This window comes from Myroides phaeus, from assembly GCF_009799805.1.
In the GTDB taxonomy this organism is placed as follows: Bacteria; Bacteroidota; Bacteroidia; order Flavobacteriales; family Flavobacteriaceae; genus Flavobacterium; species Flavobacterium phaeum_A.
The window spans coordinates 62,363-83,669 of the sequence record NZ_CP047050.1 but is presented as its reverse complement, the minus strand read 5'-3'; the positions used below and the strand labels follow the sequence as shown (position 1 = coordinate 83,669).

Here is a 21,307-nt window from a genome sequence, read left to right as displayed (position 1 = left end):
CTTACTTATAATCTAAAAAAAAACTGAAGTTATGCAATCAAGAAAGTTATTTAAATCAGTTGCTCTAATCGGACTTATTGTTCCTTGTGCTGCATTTGCACAGAAAGCAGAAAAAGCAAAAGAAGATAAAGTAATGATTAATAAAGGTAAGATGTCTATCGTTAATGGTGGTGTGATGTCTACGCTTTATGATTTTGAAAATACAGCAGAAGGAATCGTTAATAACGATGGAACTGTTTATTATTATAGCAATTTTCACAACGAGAATATTTATTCTCACAGCAAAGATGCTAAAGGATCTAAAGCTATTTTTACTCCAGCAGATCCTGCAAAAGGAGCGCAAAAAATATCAACTAAAGCGACATCAAAAAAGAAACCAGGTATTGCTGAGTTTTACAATGTGGAGTTAAATAATCCTACAGCAGTAATGGCGTTTGACCTTAAAGGTGAGATGGACGTTAATGGTACGGTTGATTTTAAAGATGGTATTATTAAAGTTGATCCAAAAGAAGGAGCGCTTACCTTTTTAAAAGGTGCAAAAGCTAATAACCCTACGGATAAAAGTCACGCTGAAGGATTTGTTGGAAAAGTAGGAAACGAAGAGTTTCAATTCCCTAAAGGAGATGAAGGTTTATACAGATATGCTCGTATCAGTGCACCAGGTGCAGCAGAAGATGCTTATGAAGGTAAGTTCTCTACGAATGACGCAGAGGCTTTCTTTAGAGCTCGTAAAAACAAAGCTGGAGTTATTGACTTAGTTGACATGAAAGAATACTGGACTGTTGAAAAAGGAAATGACAATAGTAAAAATGATGTAATGCTTACCTTAAGTTGGGATGAGCGTACTACACCAGCTGAATTGTTGATTAATCCTGAAAAAGAATTACACATTATTCGTTGGGATGCAAAACAACAAATGTGGGTAGATGAAGGTGGAGCTGTTGACCTTGAGAGAAAAGAAATTACTACTGTTTCTACAGTTAGAGGTTATGGTTTCTTTACTTTAGGAACAGTGAAAACAGATTTATTATTAGATGGAGATGTAGTTATTTACAACTTAGTTACTCCTGATGGAGATGGAATGAATGATTACTTCATTATCGATAATATTAATAGATTCCCTAATAATACGGTAGAGATTTACAACCGTTGGGGAGTTAAGGTTTATGACGCTAAGAACTATGATAGTGCTGGCGATGGTTCAGTAAACGTTTTTAACGGATATTCAGAAGGCCGTGTTACAGTTAATAAAAACGAGAAACTACCAACAGGTACTTACTTCTACATTGTAAACTATGAGTATAAAGATGCTCAAGGTTCAAGAATGATTAAGAAATCAGGTTACCTACACTTAGACACAAATTAATAGAAAGAATTTATGAGTATTCAACATAAAATAAAAAAGATTGGAATCAGCCTACTTGCGTTAGGCTGTTTCTCTCAAATGCAAGCGCAACAAGATCCTCAGTTTACACAGTATATGTATAATACAAATAATGTAAACCCTGCCTATGCTGGATCAAGAGGAACTCTTACTGTTTTTGGGATGTATAGAACGCAATGGGTAGGTCTTGATGGAGCACCTAAAACAGCAAATGTTTCTGTTAATACACCTTTAGGTGAAAGTGGTTTAGGTTTAGGGGTAAACTTTACCAATGATCAATTAGGTGCAATGGCAGAAAATAATATTTCGGTTGATTTATCGTATGCAATTGACCTTAATAGAGATTATAAATTAGCTTTTGGATTAAAAGGGACAGCTAATTTATTAGATGTAGATTATACTAAACTTAATATTCATAATCCAAATGATCCTGTTTCTCAGGAGAATATTAATAATAAATTTTCGCCAAACCTTGGAGCTGGTGTATATTTGTACTCAGATAAAGCATATTTAGGTTTTTCAGTTCCTAACTTTTTGACAACAGATCGTTATGATGATAATGATGTTGAAACAATGCGTCAAAGAGCTAACTTTTATTTAATGGGGGGATATGTATTTGAGTTAAATCCAAGTCTTAAGTTGAAGCCAGCCTTCTTAGCAAAAGCAATAGAAGGAGCACCATTACAAGTTGACTTAACAGCCAATTTATTAATTGTAGATAAGTTTACTGTAGGAGCTGCATACCGTTGGGATGCATCTGTTAGTGCATTAGCTGGATTCCAAATAAATGAAAATTTGTTTGTAGGTTATGCTTATGACGCAGAAACTACTAAATTAGCAAGATATAATTCTGGGTCACACGAGATCTTCTTGCGTTTTGAGTTGTTTAAACGTGGCGGTAGAATTAATACACCAAGATTCTTCTAATAGATTTATAGTATGAGAAAAGAGATTATTAAAATAGGATTGTTTACAATGTTGCTTTTGGGAGCTGGAATTCAAGGTTTCGCTCAGAAAGTAGCTGAGAAAAAAGCTGAGAAAGCATCCGAAAAATTAGCTTATGTAGATGCTATTAAGATTTATGAGCGCATTGCTGATAAAGGTTATACAAATGCATCAATGTTACAAAAGTTAGCTGATGCTTACTATTTCAACGGAAAGTTGATCGAAGCTAATAAATGGTATAGTGCTTTGTTTAATAGTGAATATGACGATAAAGATTTAAACGCAATCTCTTCGGAGTATTATTACCGTTTTGCACAAACTTTGAAAGCAGTAGAAGACTACGATTATTCAAAGCAAATGATGGAGAAGTTTGCAGAAATGGAAAGTTCGGATTCTCGTGCTAAATTATTTGAAGAACAAAAGGATCGTTACCTAAAAGATATTGAAGCGAATTCTAATCGTTACCAACTGACGAATATTGGTGTAAATACTCCTTATTCTGATTATGGAGCTGCTTTATTAGGAAATCAGTTAATCTTTACTTCGGCAAGAGAAACTGAGGATAAATCAGGTAGAAGAATTCACGAATGGACAAACGAGAGCTTTACAAGTTTGTTTTCGTCAACAATTAATGCTGATGGAACTTTTGAAGCACCGGAAAAGTTTGCTCCAGAATTAGATAGTAAAGTAAACGAAGCTACGGCTGTGTTTACTGCTGATGGAAAAACAATGTACTTTACACGTAATAATACAAGTGTAAAAGGGAAAAAGAAAAGAAATAAGGATAGAGATACTTTATTAAAAATCTATAAAGCAACTTTATCTGATGAGGGTAAATGGGAGAATGTAGAAGAGTTACCTTTTAACTCGGATAACTTTAATACAGCTCACCCTGCATTAACTCCTGATGAAAGCTGGTTATACTTTTCTTCTGATAGAGAAGGAACTTTAGGGCAGTCTGATATTTTTAGAGTTGCTATTTATCCAACAGGAGGTTACGGAAACGTTGAGAATGTTGGAGATAAAGTGAATACTGCAGGTAGAGAAACATTTCCTTTTATCTCTAAAGATAATTTCTTGTTTTTCTCTTCTGATGGTCACCCAGGTTTAGGAGGATTAGATGTATTTGTAGCTAAAATTAATGTTGATGGAAGCTTTGGTACGGTTACTAATATGGGAGCACCAATTAATAGTAGTACAGATGATTTTGCTTTTTATATTGACAACAAAACTAAAAAAGGATTTGTTAGTTCAAATAGAGCAGACGGTGTAGGAGGAGATGATATTTATTTCTTTATGGAAAGAGTTTGTCGTCAAATCTTAGAAGGTATTGTATTTGATAAGGATACTAAAGAGGTTTTAGCAAATGCAACAGTTACTGTGTTTGATAATACATATAAGAAAATAGGAGAAATCTTGACTGATGAGCAAGGTTATTACAAAGTTGAAGAGGCAGAATGTGGTGTTAAGTATCGTTTGAAAGCCGAAGCTCCTGAGTATAATACTGAAGAAGTAATTGTTCAGTTAGACTTTAATCCAGGTGGTGTATTCAAGCAAGATATCGCTTTAGAGAAAACAGAGAAGCCTATTGTAGTTGAAGATGACTTGTTTAAGAAATTAAAATTACAACCAATCTATTTTGATTTTGATAAGTCTAACATTCGTCCTGATGCAGCGATTGAGTTAATGAAAGTGGTAGAGGTATTAAAAGAATACCCAACTATGAAAATAGATGTTCGTTCTCATACTGATAGTAGAGGTAATGATAATTATAACCTTAGTTTATCAGATAGAAGAGCGAAATCTACAATTCAATGGATGGTTAAACAAGGTATTGATGCAAGTAGAATTACAGGAAAAGGTTACGGTGAAACAAGATTGTTAAACAAATGTAGTAACGGAGTACCATGTACTGTTGAAGAGCACCAATTAAACCGTCGTAGTGAGTTTATCGTATTGGAACTTTAATCTGTTTCGTTAGAAACAATTATAGATATTTGTTCAGAGCAACAAAACAATTTTTTTTTCGACCCATCTACTGTGAGATGTAAAAATGCAGTACTTAGCCAAAAGTAAGGGCTGCCTAGGAATAGGCAGCCCTTTTTTTATGTTTAATATTTTTTTTAGTTATCTATTAATAGTTAGTTGTTGAAATTTTGTATTTGATTCTGAGGGATTTATAAACTTATCTGGTCTGATAATATAGAAAACCTAAGGTATTTTCATTTTTTTTTATTAGTGTAATCTTGTTAAAAATGATATTAATTCTAAAAATAGTTAGAATAATTATTTTGTGTGTGTGCTTTTAACTTGTTGGTTTGTGATTAATATAATTCTTAACATAAATTAGTTGTTTTTTTATTATTTTGCTAATTTTGTATTATTAAGTGTGAAAAAGAAAATTGAAAAATACTAAAACTATGAAAAGAAAAATTACATATGGAAAAGGGATATTCCCGTTAGTGCTTTTAGCAACTACTGGAGTTTCTTTTGGACAAGAAACATCTGCGTTTTATAATGAAGGAAAATTTCTTGTAAGTGGTGAAACAGTGCTTTCTACTGTTGGTGAATTTGAGAATAGCGCGTCGGGTAATTTTACAAATGACGGGAAGGCTTATTTCTTAGATGATTTTAAGAATGAAGGGATCTATAATTTTAGTTCATCTTCAAAAGAAGGGCATACATTTTTTGAGCAAAATGATGATAATAAAGAAAAAACTGTGCTAAGTGGTACTAAGGGAACAAGTTTTTTTAATATCACATTCGATACGAAAGAATTGTCTTTACAGAATGAAATAGATATTAATGGGAAAACTTATTTTAAAAGAGGAAATGTTCTTGTAAACGAGAAAGAGCAAGGTGCAATTACTTTTCTTGAAGGAGCTTCTGTAGAAGAAGTAGGAGATGATAGTCACGTTGTAGGTGCTGTTGAAAGGGATGGACGTGATGAGTTGACTATGCCAGTTGGTAATGGAGAATATTATCGTCCAATTACTTTAGGAGCTTCTATAGGTAAGGATGACTTATTTAAAACAGTATATAGATATGAAAATCCATTACTAAAAAGACCTCATACCGCTAAGAATGCGATTTTAGAGGTTGATGATACTGAATACTGGGAAGTTGAAAATAAAGCTAAAACAGGCTTTGTAATCGTAGCGTTATCTTGGAATGAGAATACTACTTCTAAAAATATTTTAGATAATGTAAATAATGGCTTGCATATTCTTAGATGGGATGAAGAAGCTAAAGTTTGGGTAGCAGAATCAGGAGAAGTTGATTCAGTTAAGAAAACTATTACTACACCGTCAGCTATTGATGCTAAAGGGATTTTTACTTTAGGTATTGTTGATAGCAACTTTACAGATGAAATTAAAATTTATAATGCTGTTTCACCTAATGGAGATGGTCAAAACGACTATTTCATTATAGAAAACATTAATCATTATCCAAATAATAGTGTTCAGATTGTGAATCGTTGGGGATCTAAAGTTTTTGATACAAATAATTATGACCCTAATGGAGATGGTTCTGAGAATGTGTTTATAGGTGAGTCAGGAGGTAGAGGAGTTATTGGAAGTGGAAAATTACCGTCAGGTACTTACTATTATATTTTAAAGTATGAGAAGAAAAATGGTAATGGTACAGAATGGGTTACAAAATCTGGATACTTACATTTAGAAAATAATTAGAAAATAAATTGCAATGAAAAGAAGTAAATATATAAAATTAAGTGTTCTATTATCAGCAATGTTATTTGTTGGTTTAGATGTACAAGCACAACAAGATCCACAGTATACACATTATATGTATAATACGACTAATATAAACCCTGGTTATACTGGTTCTCGTGGTATGATGAGTATTTTTGGAATGTATAGAGCGCAATGGGTTGGTTTAGATGGAGCGCCAAAAACGGCTAACTTATCTATTGATACACCAATTGGAGATAAAGGGATGGCTGCTGGGATAAACTATACAAATGATAGGATTGGTGCAATGGATGAGAATAATATTTCGATTAATGGATCTTATACTATTGATTTAAATAATGAGTTTAAACTTGCATTTGGTTTAAAAGCTACAGCTAATCTTTTAAATGTTGATTATACTAAGCTTGATATTAGAGATGGTGAGGATATTACTTTTCAAGAGAATATCAGTAATAAGTTTAATCCAAACTTTGGAGCAGGACTGTATATGTATTCTGATAAAGCATATGTAGGATTCTCTGTACCGTCATTTTTAACATCTGATAGATTTGAAAATGAAGGAACTAAAATGATGAGAGAAAAAATGCATTTCTATTTAATGGGAGGATATGTATTTGATTTAAACCCAAGTTTAAAATTAAAACCTGCATTTTTAGCTAAAGCAGTGTCTGGGGCTCCTTTACAAGTGGATTTAACAGCTAACTTTTTAATTGTTGACAAGTTTACGGTTGGAGCTGCTTATAGATGGGATTCGTCAATTAGTGGTTTGGCTGGTTTCCAAATTAATGATGGACTATTTATTGGGTATAGTTATGACGCAGATACATCAAAGTTAGCACGTTATAATTCAGGATCTCACGAGATATTTATGAGGTTTGAATTATTTAGCCGATTTAATAAAGTAAGTACATCACGTTTCTTTTAAAAAATGAAAATATGATTAAGAAAAATACAAAAATTATTTTATGTAGTTTATTTTGCTTAGGCTTTTCTTTGAGTGGCTTTTCACAAAAAGTTTTAGAGAAAAAAGCAGAAGTAGAGTTTGAGAAATTTGCGTATATAGATGCAATTAAACTTTATGAGAAAGTGGCGAAAGAAGGGCATAGAAATGCTGATATTCTTAAGAAGTTAGGTGATGCTTACTATTTTACAGGGAAGTTTATTGAGGCAAATAAATGGTATTTTGAATTGTTTGAAGGGACTTACATTGATAAGGGGAAGGGGACAGTAGGTTCAGAATACTATTATCGTTATGCAGAAACATTAAAGTCTATTGGTGATTATGAGAAGTCAAATCGCGTAATGGTGCGTTTTTCAGAATTAGAAAGTGAAGATTCACGAGCTAAGTTGTTCTTGTCAAATAAAGATTATTTAAAGAAAATTGAAAATAAGGAAGAAACATTTGAGTTAACTAACCTTATTGTAAATTCTCCTTATTCAGACTATGGAGCTACAGTTTACGGAGATCAGTTTGTTTATACTTCTGCTCGCTTGACACCAACTCAACCTAAAAATTTGATTCATAAGTGGACAAATGAGAGTTATACAAGTTTATTTTCAAGTACAATTAGTTTAAATGGTTCTTTAGAAAATCCAGTTTTGTTTTCTTCTGAATTAGATTCTGAAGTAAATGATGCTACCGCTGTTTTTACACGCAATAAACAAACAGTTTATTTTACAAGAAATAACTCTTCATCAAGTGGAAAGAAGAGAAAAAATAAAGACAATAGTACTTTAACTAAGATTTATAGAGCTTCACTTTTAGGTAATGGTAAGTGGGGAAAAGTAGAGGAGTTACCATTTAATTCTGATAATTTTAGTACAGCTAACCCTGCTTTGTCACCAGATGAAAAGTGGTTATATTTTGCTTCGGATAGAAAAGGTGGTTTAGGACAATCAGATATTTATAGAGTTGGTATTTTTGGTAATGGAGAGTTTAGTACGCCAGAAAACTTAGGAAGTAAAATTAATACTTCAGGGCGTGAAAACTTTCCCTTTGTTTCTGCTGATAACTATTTGTTCTTTTCATCTGATGGATTGCCAGGTTTAGGAGGATTGGATGTTTTTGTTGTAAAGATTAATGATAATGGTACTCTTGGAGACCCTGTAAATATGGGAACGCCTATTAATAGTAGTTATGATGATTTTAGCTTTTTTATTAATGGAGTAGGAACAGATGGATACGTTAGTTCAAATCGTCCTGGTGGAAAAGGTGGAGATGATATTTATTCTTTTAAAGAAAAACCTTGCTTACAAGAGTTAACTGGAAAAGTTTTTAATAAAGAAACGAAAGAACCAATTATAAGTGCTATGGTTATAATATCAGATGCTCTTTATAAGTCTGCAGATACATTATACACTAATAATGAAGGTATTTATAAGTCAAAGGTTTTATCTTGTAATGAGAAATATAGAGTTTTAGCTCAAAAGAATGGTTTTAATACAATCGAGACAGTTTTTGAGATATCTGGGGTTTCAGGTTTAAAGGTATTAGATATAGAATTAGAACAAGTTATTGAACCAATTAAGGTTAATGACGATTTATTTGAGAAATTAAAACTTAAACCGATTTATTTTGATTACGATAGGGCTGAGATTAGACAAGATGCAGAAGTAGAATTGTTTAAAATTGTAGAGGTAATGAGGTTGAATCCTGACTTAACAATTGATGTGCGTTCTCATACAGACAGTAGAGGTAATCCTACTTATAATTTAGCTTTGTCTGATCGACGTGCTAAATCTACACGAGATTGGATTGTTTCGCATGGAATTCAAGGTAATCGAGTAACTTATCGTGGTTTTGGTGATACACAATTGCTAAATGGTTGTAGACGCGGAGTTAAGTGTAGTGAAGATGAGCATGCTGTTAATAGACGAAGTGAATTTATTGTAACAGATTTATAATTAAAATAGCCTCTTATTGTATTATACAATAAGAGGTTTTTTTTATAAAATAGTTAGTACTATTATGTAAGTATAAAATTCTATTATTAAGTGTGTTTTATTCTTATAAAATGATTAATTTGCAACTTGGAATAAAGTCAATTAAGTAGAAAAAGATTTAAAATGATAATACAACCTAGAACTAGAGGATTTATTTGCTTAACTTCTCACCCTGAGGGATGTGCTGAAAATGTTAAAAAGCAAATTGAGTATGTAAAGTCTAAAGGACAAATTAACAATGGACCTAAGAAAGTACTGGTTATTGGTGCTTCTACAGGTTTTGGATTAGCTTCAAGAATATCAGCTGCTTTTGGATCTAATGCTGCTACTATTGGTGTTTTCTTTGAAAAACCTGGTACTGCTGGTAGACCTGGTACTGCAGGTTGGTATAATACAGCTGCTTTTGAAACAGAAGCAACTAAAGCTGGTTTATATGCAAAAAGTATCAATGGAGATGCTTTTTCTGATGAAATTAAAAAGCAAACTATAGAGTTGATTAAGCAAGACTTAGGTCAGATTGATTTAATAGTATATAGTTTAGCTTCACCTCGTCGTACGCACCCTAAAACAGGTGTTGCTTATGCATCGGTTTTGAAACCAATTGGAGAGCCTTTTACTAATAAAACAGTAGATTTCCATACTGGCGTTGTTACTAATATTTCTATTGATCCTGTTAAAGAACAATCGGATATTGATAATACTATCGCTGTAATGGGGGGTGAAGACTGGAAGTTCTGGATAGAAGATTTAAAAGCTGCAGGGGTTTTGGCTGATGGTGTTAAAACAGTTGCTTATTCTTATATTGGACCTGAATTGACATATCCGATCTACCGCAATGGTACAATTGGTATGGCTAAAAATGATTTAGAAGCTACTGTGTCTACAATTAATGAGCTATTAAAGGATAAGAATGGTGTTTCTTATGTTTCTGTAAATAAAGCATTAGTAACTCAGTCAAGTTCTGCAATTCCTGTTGTACCTCTTTATATATCATTATTATATAAAGTAATGAAAGAGAAAGGTATTCACGAAGGATGTATCGAACAAATGCAACGTTTATTTGCTGAGCGTTTATATGCTACTGATGCACAATTAGATTCAGAAGGACGTATTCGTGTTGATGATTTAGAAATGAGAGAAGATGTTCAAGCTGAAGTTGCTAAGCTATGGGCTGAAGTAACTACTGAGAATATTGAAGCTATTTCTGATTTAGCTGGATATAGAAGGGACTTCTTTAACTTATTTGGATTTGAATTTGATGGTATTAACTACGATCAAGAGAGTGATGAGTTAACACAAGTTGAAAGTATAAAATAATATATAATTATTTTTATAAAGAAAGGGGATCGTAATTTACGATCCCCTTTTTGTTATAAGCTGAATGGATAAATGTAGTTTACCTATTCATATATTTTATAATTATTCTCGAATACAACGGATAGAAGCTCCTAAAGCTCTTTGTGCAGTTTGGTTATCTGATATCCATCCTTTTTCAATTAAGAAACTTGAAGCGTTAGTATTATTAGATTTTGGTTTTGTACTTGATGTCCAATAATGTGCTGTTTTTCCTTCTCTTCCTGGTCCAACAGGTGCTCCTGATGTAAACATTAAGTAGCTTGGATCAGTTGAGAAAGTTATTTTCTGTCCATTTTCAGCGTTAAATTCCCAACTTTCATTTACAAATTTTCCATTGTCTGAGTCAAAACTTTCAAAAGCTTCTGTAGGAGGTACTCTATAACCAATTGGACAAGGATCGTAAATAGATTTTTTACCTAAGTTATTTTCTAAATTACCCCATAATTCGTTATTTCTATTTTCTATACCTGATGTTTTTCCATTCCAATCAAAGTCACTTCCGTGTGAAGCTTTAAAGTATCCTGTAGGGAATTTTACTGCTTCATCAATAGCAGAGTCTTTACCATTTGCAGTAAATGTACTTGCTTGCCATCCATATTTAGTGTGGTAAACAATTCCTTCGTGTTCAGAACCATCTAATTTAAAACCGTCTTTTAAGAATGGATCTTTTCTTCCCCATTGGTATTTTAATCCATTACCTTTTTTATCTGGATCTACTGATAATGCTCCTAAATTTATAGCCATAAATTGAAACTTATCTCCAGCTTTACTTTTTACAGTAATGTTTTTATTTACGTCATAAGGAGTGCTCCAAATATGCCAGCTCCAAAGAATTGTTCCCATAGGGAATTCATCTGTAGGCTCCCCATCAGTTACTGCAATTAACGCATTACCACCAATTTTTTCTGATGTAATGAAAGTAACAATCCCATTTTCATCAAGAGATACATTTGCAATTACTCCTTTTTCTGTTTTTGAAGATTCCCAAACAACAAATGCTTTTTTAGGAGTCAATTTCTTAGGAGTTATTTTAGATGTAGATTTTCCATTCCCCTGAACTTTAGCATCAAATTTATAAGCTTTATTTGCTTCGCTTACAATATAACTATTAGCATAACCATTTTTATTTAAATCTTCTGCAGGAAAGAAGATAATAAGAGGAATATTGTAAATATGATTAGGTAAATAAGCTTCAGGTGCAATATCAAAATCTAAAGTTTTACCATCAACTTGTACTAATATTTTTAAAGGTTGTTTTTCTAATAATGGATTAATTGTAATACGTGCTTTAATAGAGTTAGTATTTAAAGCATCATTTTTACTTTTTTATGTAATTGATTTAGCTGTATTCGAACCTGTTTGAGGAATTACTTTATCAGCAGTTAAGTCAACAGTAAAGTCTCCTGCTAAATTTTGGTTTTGTGAAGTAATAGTAATTTCTGATATTTTTTGATCAGGTGATTCTAATGTAAAGTCAAACTCTAATATTGAGAATAAGTTTTTTAACCCAAAATTAATAGATGAATTGTTATTGTTTACGCTAATTTTTTGTGTAGCATAAAAGAAAGAATAGTTTGCAATGTTATCGTTTGTAGCAGTTTCAGCTTGATATTGTTCACTTGGTAAATTAACTATCACTTTTTTCGGATCATTTCCGTGTGATTCATGGTGTGGATAAAGAGCACTAAAAGTGTGGACACCTTTTTCGAAGTTTGAAATTGGTTCAAACGTTGCTTGATTTGTTTCTGCTCCACTGATAAGTTTTGAAGTAAAGTGATTTAATTCATTTTTACCACTTTCAGTAGACATTGAATGATAAATTCCTAATTTAGAATTGGTATTCTATTTAAATTCTCTTGGTAGTTGTGCTTCAATTCTACCATCAAAATTAATAGGGTCAACAGGATTATTGTCACTGCTGCTACAAGCCGAAATTGTTGCTGCAATTGAAGCAGAAGTAATTAGCCCGTAAAAAAATCTTTTTTTCATAAAGCTTTAAATAAGTTTGTTAGTTTACCTCTCATCTATATTGGTGATTTGAATTAATTACTAAATCATTTGGGAGGTTTTATAGTCGGCGAATATATTAATATTGTTGTAAAATTTATGATATAAAATGTTAATTTAAAAATTACGTTTTTGTATTTTTTATGAATAATATTTTTATATCAATTAATTATTGATTTAAGTTAATTAATTACTATTAAAAAATAAATTAAAAATAATTTCTACTATTTAGTTTAAAGTATATATTTGTGTGACTATTAAAAACTATTAACTAAATTAAATTATGGGAAAAAAGAATTTGTTACTCTTAGGAGTTGTGTGTTTTGTTTCATTTTTCACGAGTTGTTCAAGTGATGATGGAAATGTTGAAAGTATTGAAGGCTTTAAAGTAGATCAAGATTTACTGAATTATGAAGCAAATGGAGGGAAAAAAGAAGTGAAAGTAACTTCTAAATTGGAGTGGAAAGCTGAATTAGATGAAGCTACTGCTTCTTGGCTTTCTATTGAGAGATTAGTAGATAAAATTGTAGTTGAAGCAAAAGTTAATGAAACTACAGAAGAACGAGTAGGAGTGGTTAATTTACTATCTAATGAGACTGGGAAGTCTCTTCTGAAAATTAATGTAAAACAACTTGCTGCAGATAAGAATGTTGGTAATAAAGCTTATCAATTGGCTATGCCTACAAAAGATATGTTTAAAGGGTCAAATATTTATAAAGTACTTGATGATTCAGGTAATGAAGTAGCAAGATTATACTTAGAGTATTTAAAATCTACAGAAATAGCAGAACAAAGAATTACTTTACATACTTTAAAAGATGGTAAGATTAACAATACTGAAGGAGTTGTATTACCTGATGGAGGAGCTATTAAATGGGATTTAAAACTTAATAAATTTACTTATTCAAAGGGTGCAAATGCTGATGCTAAAACTGTTTTTATACAAAATGATGGAAGTGTTACTTTTTCTAAAGGTGAGGGATTAACGGTTGTTGATGCTAAGTTAGAAGCTTACGTACTTGAAGATAAAAGAAATGAAGAAGTTAGTAAATATGCGTTAGTGAAAATTGGTGGTCAAATTTGGTTGGCTGAAAATTTAAAAACTAAGTATTACTTAGATGGTTCTCCGATTAATGGCTATATAAACAAGAAAGATTGGCACGAAACTACAGAAGGAGCTTATGCTTTTTACGATAATGATATCGCTAATAAGGATGTAATGGGAGGATTATATAACTGGATGGCTGCAACAAGTCCGAAAGGATTAGCTCCAAAAGGATTTAGAGTTACTGGTCATAAAGATTGGGCAACAATAGCTTATTATTTAGATCCTGCAAATTTTGATATTGATGATACTTATGGTGGTGCAAGAGAGTCGGAAACTATTGCTCCAATAATGAAATCTACTTCAGGATGGCAGTTTAACAGTAGTGTAAACAAACCGGGAGATGGAAACAATTTATCAGGTTTAAATATTTTTGCTTATGGTTCTACAACTGAAAGTAGTTTTATGGAATTTTCTGGTAAAGGGAGACAAGCATATTTTTGGACTACTGATGAATATGAAGAGAAAACAGCAATGTTTAGGAGATTTTATTATGATGAAGTATTCGTAAATCAATGGTTTGAGAATATGAACTATGGATATTCAATAAGATGTCTTATTGAGTTAGATAAATTCTAAGCACTAAGTAATAAACAAAAATGCCATCACAACGTTATATTGTGATGGCATTTTTATTTATAAAACCTTTTTTTCTTTAGAAATTCTCCTCTTTAATAAGGGCTAATATTGTATTGATTTCTTGTTCAATAGTTGTAATGTATAAACTTACTTCTTCTTGCTTATCAAATGAAATACTATGGTTTTCTAAATCTTCCAATAGAGGTACTACATTGTTAATTTCCAGTTGTCTGAACATAGGTAACATCTTGTGTGCTATGTTTCCTAATGTGTCTAAGTCAAAGTCCTCTGCAGCATAATGCATATCTAAGATGTTCTCTTTTGTACTATCTAAAAAGATCACAAGTATTTTGCGCAATGCTTCTTTTTCTGGGCCAATAAACTGAATTAAGGTATCTGTGTTATAAGCTTTGTTTTGATCTGTTTTACTTTCGTTTACAGCAGTTGGTTTAATTGACTCTATGCTATTATCAGGGTATAGTACGTTGCTGATTAACATCAATAATTCCTCTAATTGTAGAGGTTTTGGATGTGCTGCAGTAAAACCGCTATTGATAAATTCTTCTTCTGTAATATCTCTTTTACCAGATAATGCAATGATTGGAATATTAGTAAGCTGCTCTTCTTGTTTGATGGCTTGTAATAATTCAAAACCATCTAATTTAGGCATTTGTATGTCGGTTAATAAGATGTCTATCTTTTTATCTGAAATAACCTGAACTACCTCTGTAGAGTCGTCAATTAATATTACCTTTTTGAATAGGGGAGTTAATATTTCCTCCATTAATTGTAATTGTATTTTATCGTCATCTACAACAGCAATAGTGTTGTTTTGTAAAATGTCAAAGCGTTTCTGAGTGTTTTCAGTATGTGCGATTTCTTGTTCCTCTTCCATAGTAATTGCAGGAAGGTTAATTGAGAATGTAGAACCTTCTCCTAATTTACTTTCCACAGCAATTGTTCCGTCTAATAATTCAATTAAACGTTTGGAGATATTTAATCCTAATCCAGTTCCTCCAAATTTTTTCTCAATACCATCGTGGGCTTGTTTAAACTCTTTGAAGATATTGTCAACTTCACTATTATCAATACCAATCCCAGTGTCGTTTACTAAGATTTGTATAGCGTCATTTTCAATAAATGCTTTAACAGATACTCCACCGTTTTGTGTAAACTTAATCGCGTTTGTGATTAGGTTCGTAAGAATTTGTTTGATGCGGTAAGGGTCTGTATAAAACTTTTGGTCTAACGCCTCATCTACTTCCCACGTTAAACTAATCTTTTTGTTTTCTGCTGAAGGAATTAATACCTGGCAAGTGCTAAAAATAAGTTCCTTGATATTGATGTTTTCTTTTTGAATACTTATTTTATTGTTTTCAAGACGTGAGAAATCCGTTAAATCGTTCACCAGGTTAGTAATATACTGTGAAGAGGATTTTATATTAGCCACGTATTGCTTTTGCTTATTTTGCAAAGGTGTTTGGTCTAATAAGTCGGCAAATCCTATTAAGCTGCCCAGTGGAGTTTGTAAATCGTGAGTTACTGTAGCAAATAACATTGTTTTACTGCGCAAAAGTACCTCTTTCTCTTGGTTTAACTTTTCTAACGCAACCCTATACTCTTGGGTTTGGTTAAGATCTCTGATGATAATCCACCCTAATATGATAATAACAATAAGAGCAGAACCACCTAAATAAGCAATATTTGTAGAAGCAGTACTTATTCGTGATTTAGATTCGTTTATTTTTTGATATGAAAGGACTAAGATATTTTGTTCTACGTTTTGTAAAATCTCTCTTAGCTGATTGGTGATATTCTTGTTTTCTTGTAATAATTTTTGTTCTTGTTGTAACAGTTTTTTTTGTTGTTCATTGATTTTAGCCTGAGTAGAGGTTATAATTTTCTCCATAGCATTAATCAATGAATCAGATACACGAGGGTAGTTAATAGTCGTCTTAATGGTATCTGTGTTATCACCTTTAAAAAGACGTGCCCACGCGCTGCGTTTTTCTTTCTCCTTAGATTGGATTACTATAGGTTGAGCCTTGTTTTCGATCTCTTCTCTAATATTGTATATCTCAGAAAAAGCCTCTGTGTATTTCGTGTCTTCAGACAGTTCTTTACGGGCTTTAATAATACTTTTAAAGCTAACTTTTTTCTTAGCTAATAGTTCTTTTACGGAGTTTAGTTTTGATATAGTGATTGGATCTTGAACTTGTTTTTGCATCAAGTCAATTTGCTTTACAATGGTGTCAAGTTCCTTGTAATATAAGTTTATATCACTTTGATTACCTGTTAATATTGCACTACGGCTATAGGCTTCACTACTATAAAGGTTATTAATAGTACTACTAACTAAAAATATTTTATTGTTTTCTTCAACTACTTGCTCTTCTGGAATAGTAAACTTTTTTGCCTCTTTGTAGATGTATGCTCCAGAGAAGATTACAGCTATAAATAGGGTAAAGTATAAGAAAAGTATTTTGGTTTTTATAGATCTTGATGGCTTCATAGTATAATTGAAATATGGCGTAAAAATACAAAAGTCATTTGAATGAAAGTCATCTTTCAATATTAGTTGATTGACAAATTGTGGAATGGTAAGAAAACAAAAAAGGATGTACCGCACAGTACATCCTCTTTATATTTAAACGAATGGAAAAACTATTCTTTAGCGATACCTCTTGAGATAACGATTTTTTGAATCTCAGAAGTACCTTCGTAAATTTGAGTAATTTTAGCATCACGCATCATTCTTTCAACGTGATATTCTCTTACGTATCCATTTCCTCCGTGAATTTGAACAGCTTCGATTGTTGTATCCATTGCTGTTTTCGAAGAGAATAATTTAGCCATTGCTCCAGAGATAGAGATATCTTGTCCTGCATCTTTTTCAGCTGCTGCTTTCATACAAAGCATTCTTGCTGCAGAGATGTTAGTAGCCATATCAGCTAATTTGAAAGCTACTGCTTGGTGGTTGATAATTTCTGTACCAAATGCTTTACGTTCTTTAGCGTATTTTAAAGCTAATTCGTAAGCACCTTGTGCAATACCTAATGCTTGAGAAGCAATACCGATACGCCCTCCGTTAAGAACATTCATTGCGAAAGCGAATCCAAATCCGTCTTCTCCAATTCTGTTTTCTTTAGGAACTTTCACATCAGTAAACATTAATGAATGCGTATCAGAACCACGGATACCCATTTTTTGTTCTTTTGCTCCAATTTCAAATCCTTCCCATCCTTTTTCAACGATGAAAGCATTGATTCCTTTGTGTTTTTTCTCTGGGTGAGTTTGTGCTATTACTAAGTAGTAATCAGCTGTACTACCATTTGTAATCCAGTTTTTAGTACCGTTTAACAAGTAGTAATCTCCCATATCTACCGCAGTTGTTTTTTGCGATGTAGCGTCTGATCCAGCTTCAGGCTCTGATAAACAGAAAGCTCCGATTACTTGACCTGATGCAAGAGGAGTAAGGTATTTCACTTTTTGTTCTTCACTTGCATATTTTTCTAATCCTGCACAAACTAATGAGTTGTTTACAGACATAACTACTGCTGCAGAAGCGTCTACTTTAGCAATTTCTTCCATTGCTAATACGTATGATACGCTGTCTAATCCACTTCCTCCATATTTCGGGTCAACCATCATTCCTAAGAAACCAAGTTCTCCAAGTTTTTTTACTTGTTCTGCTGGGAAAATTTGATTCTCGTCTCTTTCGATAACACCAGGTAGTAATTCTGTTTGAGCAAAGTCACGAGCAGCTTGTTGAATCATCAACTGCTCTTCTGATAATTTAAAGTCCATTTTTCGTATCTTAATTTTTTAGTTGATTCTTAGTATTGTAGTTTCCAAATATATATGAATTAAATCAATTATTCAATGAACATTGTTTAATTTTATCCCTATGAAAAAGTTTCAGTATAATATTATCGGAGTAATGTCAGGAACCTCATTAGATGGGGTTGATTTGGTATATGTCGAATTTACTTGTGATAGTGGCAAATGGTCTTTTGAGGTTTTGAATGCAGAAACTGTACCTTATTCTGAAGCGTGGAAGACGAAGTTAGCCAATGCAATTAATTTGAATAGGGAGGAAATAGAACATTTTGATGAGCGATATACTGTGCATTTGGCAAGTGTTATTCGCGAATTCATTATTACACATAAAATAAAAGAAGTAGATGCTGTTTGTTCACACGGGCATACGGTATTTCACAAGCCTGATTTAGGCTATACATTGCAGATAGGTAATTTGCCTTTGTTGTCTGATTTGATAGAACAGAAGGTAGTTTGCGATTTTAGAGTTCAGGATGTACTTTTAGGAGGACAAGGCGCACCATTAGTGCCTATCGGCGATCGTTTGTTGTTTGCAGATTATGAGGCTTGTTTAAATTTAGGTGGATTTGCCAATGTGTCTTATGAGAATAATAGGGGGTATAGAATTGCTTTTGATCTTGTTCCTGTAAATACACTACTCAATGCGCAGATGAGTAAAGTAGGATTAGAATATGATGCGGAGGGACATCACGCATCAAGAGGAAAAGTGAATAGTGAGCTTTTAGCAGAGCTAAATGCATTAGATTACTATAAAGAAAAGGCACCTAAGTCTTTAGGAGTAGAGTTTGTCAAAACATTTGTTAATCCAATTTTATCCAAGTTCCCTTTGTCTGTGGAGGATTACTTAGCAACTATAGTAGAACATATCGCTATTCAAACTGCTAACGGATTATCGTTGAAACAAGGAAGTACGGTATTGGTAACAGGAGGTGGTGCACACAATAATTATCTACTGCATCGCATTAGAGAGAATAGTCCCCATTTAATCTTCAAAAAACCAGATAATTTGATAATAGACTTTAAAGAGGCTATTATATTCGGGTTTTTAGGAGTCTTGAAAATAAGAGATGAGGTGAATTGTTTAGCAAGTGTAACTGGTGCAAAATACGATCACAGTTCAGGAAAGATTTACAATTTTTTTGAAAAACACGATTAGCGAGTTATTGAATTGTTAAATTAATCTCTTGACAAAATAGCATAATAGCTATCATATGTTAAGAAAATTATATACTTTATGGTTGATGTGTAAAAAATAGGGTGTAGAATGAGAAAAATCTTTAAAAAACATTCTATATTTGGACTTTATTTCAGCGTCATATTGCGACTATTTATTGGGGTACTAAAGTGTTATTTTTTATCAGGTTAGATATTAAAATCGCTTTTTTATCGTTTATGATAGTATAGTAGTCTTATCACTTAAATAGATAAGCTATAATATGGGCGAATTTCAACATTGACATTAAAATTAAAAACACGAATTATTTATGTTTCATTTCTTACAAGTGGATACTACAGCAGTTGCTCAAAACTTAACTGAGGCAATTGAAAAAACAGAAGGTGCAGTAAACAAAGAGTTAGCATTAAGCGACATCATCTTTAGTGGTGGAATCATCGGACAATCTATTATGGTTGTTATTTTCATTATGTTGTTTATGGCTTTGTACTTATATTTAGAGAGATTTTTTGCTATCAAAAAAGCATCTAAAGTAGATGAAAGCTTTATGAGTCAAATCAAATTATTTTTATCTCAAGGTAAAATTGACCAAGCAAAAGTGCTTTGTGCTCATACAGATACTCCTGTTGCAAGATTAGTAGGAAAAGGGATTTCAAGAATTGGTAAGCCATTACAAGACATCAATATTGCTATTGAGAATGCAGGTAAATTAGAGGTTTACAAAATGGAGAAGAACATTAACTTATTAGCTACTTTATCTGGAGCAGGACCAATGACAGGTTTCTTAGGAACAGTAGTAGGTATGGTTATGGCGTTTCACGAAATGTCAACTGCAAGTTCAGCTCGTATAGATATGAGTGTATTAGCAGAGGGTATTTATACTGCGATGATGACTACAGTATTTGGTTTAATCGTTGGTATTATTGCTTATGTTGGGTACAATCACTTAGTAAGTAAAATCGATAAAATTGTTCACCAATTAGAAGCAAACGCAGTTGAGTTTTTAGATTTATTAAATGAGCCTGCCTAATGAATATCAGAGGAAGAAATAGAGTTTCGGCAGAGTTTAATATGTCGTCGATGACTGATATTGTGTTTTTGTTACTTATTTTCTTTATGGTAGCAATTACAACGATGACAACGACGAACGCTTTAGATTTGGTATTGCCAAATTCTGATGGTAAGTCAGATTCAGTTGAAACAGTAGCGATTAGTATAGATAATCAATCTAATTATTTTATAGATCAAGACCAATTTCCATCAGAAGGATTAGAAGAAGGGTTAAAACAGAAATTAGCTAATCAAGAAGAACCGAATGTGGTTTTGCACGTGGCTAAAGGTGTACCTGTTGAAGATGCTGTATTTGTGATGGATATTGCTTATCGAAATAATTATAAAATTGTATTGGCTGTAGAGCCAAAATAAGGTATGAAGATATTAGAAACAGATAGTGAAAAGAAAGCTTTTGCAGTTACATCTACTGTTTTTGTAATTCTTTTTTTGCTGTTTTTCTTTTACAAAATAATGACTCCTGTTCAAGAGACAGTTTTGACAGGGGGTGAAATAGCTATTAACTTTGGTAATACAGACAAAGGAAAAGGTGATGTTCAGCCAAAAGAAACTATTGAAATGCAACCCGAACCAGAGGTTGCTCCTAAAGTGGAAACACCAAAGGTAGAACCAGTAGTTACACAAAATAAGGTTGATGTGCCTGTGGTTAAAAAAGTAGAAGAAACACCTAAGCCAAAAGAGGTTGTAAAAGCTGAGGTACCAGTGAAAAAACCAGACCCTAAACCGAGTCAAAGTACAACTGACGCATTAGCCAGTTTGATTAATGGTCCAAAGAGTACGGGAGAGAAATCTCAAGGACAAGGGGATTCTTCTGTAAACGGAGACCAAGGTAAGTTGGATGGAGATATGTACTCTAATTCTACTTATGGAAATGGAAAAGGACAAGGTGCTGGAGGTGGTACAAGTTGGGGACTAAACGGAAGATCATTAGCTTCACGTGGATCAGTAGTACCCGATTGTAATGAAGTTGGTACAGTAGTGGTGGAAATTAGAGTAGATAAATCAGGAAAAGTGGTTTCTGCTCAACATACACGTGGTACAACTAACTCGGCTAAATGTTTAACTGACGCAGCAATTGCAACAGCTAAAACATTTAGATGGAAATCAGATGATAAAGCACCTAATATTCAAATAGGTTTTATAGTTATTAATTTTAAAGTAGGATCTTAGGTCCTATTTTTTTTGTAGAT

General features: G+C 32.6%; 16 protein-coding genes and 1 pseudogene. 12 read left to right on the top strand and 5 right to left on the bottom strand.

Annotation, left to right across the window (positions count from 1 at the left end; translation table 11 throughout):
* The first annotated feature begins 31 nt into the window (after positions 1 to 31).
* The 7 genes from GQS07_RS00355 (at position 32) to fabV (ending at position 10,302) form a co-directional block, all read left to right on the top strand.
* Entirely contained in the window at positions 32 to 1,366 is a 1,335-nt protein-coding gene (locus tag GQS07_RS00355) for a gliding motility-associated C-terminal domain-containing protein (protein WP_158209163.1), read from the top strand.
* A 12-nt stretch (positions 1,367 to 1,378) separates the two neighbouring features.
* Positions 1,379 to 2,311 carry a type IX secretion system membrane protein PorP/SprF gene (locus GQS07_RS00350; protein ID WP_158209162.1) on the top strand — a complete coding sequence of 311 codons (933 nt, stop codon included), beginning with the start codon at positions 1,379 to 1,381 and terminating at the stop codon, positions 2,309 to 2,311.
* A gap of 12 nt (positions 2,312 to 2,323) precedes the next feature.
* On the top strand, positions 2,324 to 4,297 hold the full coding sequence (locus GQS07_RS00345; protein ID WP_158209161.1) for an OmpA family protein: 1,974 nt from the start codon (positions 2,324 to 2,326) through the stop codon (positions 4,295 to 4,297).
* A gap of 452 nt (positions 4,298 to 4,749) precedes the next feature.
* Complete coding sequence (locus GQS07_RS00340; protein ID WP_158209160.1) at positions 4,750 to 6,021, top strand: gliding motility-associated C-terminal domain-containing protein; 1,272 nt, start codon at positions 4,750 to 4,752, stop codon at positions 6,019 to 6,021.
* 13 nt (positions 6,022 to 6,034) lie between these two features.
* On the top strand, positions 6,035 to 6,967 hold the full coding sequence (locus GQS07_RS00335; protein ID WP_158209159.1) for a type IX secretion system membrane protein PorP/SprF: 933 nt from the start codon (positions 6,035 to 6,037) through the stop codon (positions 6,965 to 6,967).
* An 11-nt stretch (positions 6,968 to 6,978) separates the two neighbouring features.
* Positions 6,979 to 8,946, top strand: coding sequence for an OmpA family protein (locus GQS07_RS00330; RefSeq protein ID WP_158209158.1), 1,968 nt, complete (start codon positions 6,979 to 6,981; stop codon positions 8,944 to 8,946).
* 162 nt (positions 8,947 to 9,108) lie between these two features.
* Entirely contained in the window at positions 9,109 to 10,302 is a 1,194-nt protein-coding gene (fabV, locus tag GQS07_RS00325) for an enoyl-ACP reductase FabV (RefSeq protein ID WP_158209157.1), read from the top strand.
* A gap of 102 nt (positions 10,303 to 10,404) precedes the next feature.
* Here the strand turns inward: fabV and GQS07_RS00320 are convergent, their stop codons facing one another.
* The 3 genes and pseudogenes from GQS07_RS00320 to GQS07_RS00310 form a co-directional block, all read right to left on the bottom strand.
* Positions 10,405 to 11,355, bottom strand: coding sequence for a hypothetical protein (locus GQS07_RS00320; protein WP_158209156.1), 951 nt, complete (start codon positions 11,353 to 11,355; stop codon positions 10,405 to 10,407).
* 312 nt (positions 11,356 to 11,667) lie between these two features.
* Positions 11,668 to 12,168, bottom strand: a pseudogene (locus tag GQS07_RS00315) (fimbrillin family protein); the annotation flags it as partial.
* 15 nt (positions 12,169 to 12,183) lie between these two features.
* The gene (locus GQS07_RS00310; RefSeq protein WP_158209154.1) at positions 12,184 to 12,330 is read right to left on the bottom strand and encodes a hypothetical protein; all 147 of its coding nucleotides are present in this window, start codon (positions 12,328 to 12,330) and stop codon (positions 12,184 to 12,186) included.
* Between the two features lie 301 nt (positions 12,331 to 12,631).
* On the opposite strand from GQS07_RS00310, the gene GQS07_RS00305 reads away from it, so the two are divergent.
* Entirely contained in the window at positions 12,632 to 14,032 is a 1,401-nt protein-coding gene (locus GQS07_RS00305; protein ID WP_158209153.1) for an FISUMP domain-containing protein, read from the top strand.
* Positions 14,033 to 14,108: 76 nt separating this feature from the next.
* On the opposite strand, the gene GQS07_RS00300 is transcribed toward GQS07_RS00305, so the two are convergent.
* Both GQS07_RS00300 and GQS07_RS00295 read right to left on the bottom strand, forming a co-directional pair.
* Positions 14,109 to 16,544, bottom strand: coding sequence for an ATP-binding protein (locus GQS07_RS00300; protein ID WP_158209152.1), 2,436 nt, complete (start codon positions 16,542 to 16,544; stop codon positions 14,109 to 14,111).
* 152 nt (positions 16,545 to 16,696) lie between these two features.
* Positions 16,697 to 17,839: an acyl-CoA dehydrogenase family protein gene (locus GQS07_RS00295; protein WP_090407668.1), complete on the bottom strand. Its 1,143-nt coding sequence runs from the start codon at positions 17,837 to 17,839 to the stop codon at positions 16,697 to 16,699.
* 100 nt (positions 17,840 to 17,939) lie between these two features.
* Between GQS07_RS00295 and GQS07_RS00290 the strand changes: the two genes are divergently transcribed.
* The 4 genes from GQS07_RS00290 to GQS07_RS00275 all read left to right on the top strand — a co-directional run bounded on the left by GQS07_RS00290 (position 17,940) and on the right by GQS07_RS00275 (position 21,287).
* Positions 17,940 to 19,028 carry an anhydro-N-acetylmuramic acid kinase gene (locus GQS07_RS00290; RefSeq protein WP_158209151.1) on the top strand — a complete coding sequence of 363 codons (1,089 nt, stop codon included), beginning with the start codon at positions 17,940 to 17,942 and terminating at the stop codon, positions 19,026 to 19,028.
* A gap of 328 nt (positions 19,029 to 19,356) precedes the next feature.
* Positions 19,357 to 20,076: a MotA/TolQ/ExbB proton channel family protein gene (locus GQS07_RS00285; protein ID WP_158209150.1), complete on the top strand. Its 720-nt coding sequence runs from the start codon at positions 19,357 to 19,359 to the stop codon at positions 20,074 to 20,076.
* On the top strand, positions 20,076 to 20,471 hold the full coding sequence (locus GQS07_RS00280; protein WP_158209149.1) for an ExbD/TolR family protein: 396 nt from the start codon (positions 20,076 to 20,078) through the stop codon (positions 20,469 to 20,471). Before GQS07_RS00285 ends, GQS07_RS00280 begins: the two co-directional genes overlap by 1 nt.
* Positions 20,472 to 20,474: 3 nt before the next feature.
* Complete coding sequence (locus tag GQS07_RS00275) at positions 20,475 to 21,287, top strand: energy transducer TonB (protein WP_158209148.1); 813 nt, start codon at positions 20,475 to 20,477, stop codon at positions 21,285 to 21,287.
* Positions 21,288 to 21,307 lie beyond the last annotated feature (20 nt).